This window comes from Vibrio sp. H11, from assembly GCF_004804295.1.
GTDB lineage: Bacteria > Pseudomonadota > Gammaproteobacteria > Enterobacterales > Vibrionaceae > Vibrio > Vibrio ostreae.
On the sequence record NZ_SSHN01000032.1, the window covers coordinates 1 to 739 of the forward strand.

General features: G+C 56.8%; 1 pseudogene. It reads left to right on the top strand.

Annotated elements, in window-relative coordinates:
• A pseudogene (locus tag E6C74_RS20935) lies at nucleotides 1-739 on the top strand (transketolase); the annotation flags it as partial.

Consider the following 739-nt stretch of genomic DNA (forward strand, 5'->3'; position numbering starts at 1 on the left):
CGGAAACCGGTCGTCCGACCCTGATCTGTACCAAGACCATCATCGGTTTTGGTTCACCAAACAAAGCGGGCTCACACGACTGTCACGGCGCTCCGCTGGGCGCAGACGAAATCAAAGCTGCGCGTGAATTCCTCGGTTGGGAATACGGCGCGTTTGAAATCCCGGCCGATATCTACGCCGAGTGGGATGCCAAAGAAGCCGGTGCAGCCAAAGAAGCCGCCTGGAATGAAAAATTTGCAGCCTACGCTGAGGCTTACCCGGCCGAAGCGGCGGAATACCAGCGCCGCATGGCCGGTGATCTGCCGGCTGACTGGGAACAAGTGACCAGCGCAGTGATTGCTGATCTGCAAGCCAATCCGGCCAACATCGCGTCACGTAAAGCGTCCCAAAACGCGCTGGAAGCGTTCGGTAAGATCCTGCCTGAATTCATGGGCGGCTCAGCCGACCTGGCTCCGTCTAACCTGACCATGTGGTCTGGCTCTAAGTCGCTGACTCACGAAGATTTCGCCGGAAACTACATCCACTATGGTGTACGTGAATTCGGTATGACCGCCATCATCAACGGTATTGCCCTGCACGGTGGTTTCGTGCCTTACGGCGCGACTTTCCTGATGTTCATGGAATACGCACGTAACGCGATGCGTATGGCGGCGCTGATGAAGATTCAGAACATCCAGGTCTACACTCACGACTCCATCGGTCTGGGTGAAGATGGCCCGACTCACCAACCGGTCGAGCA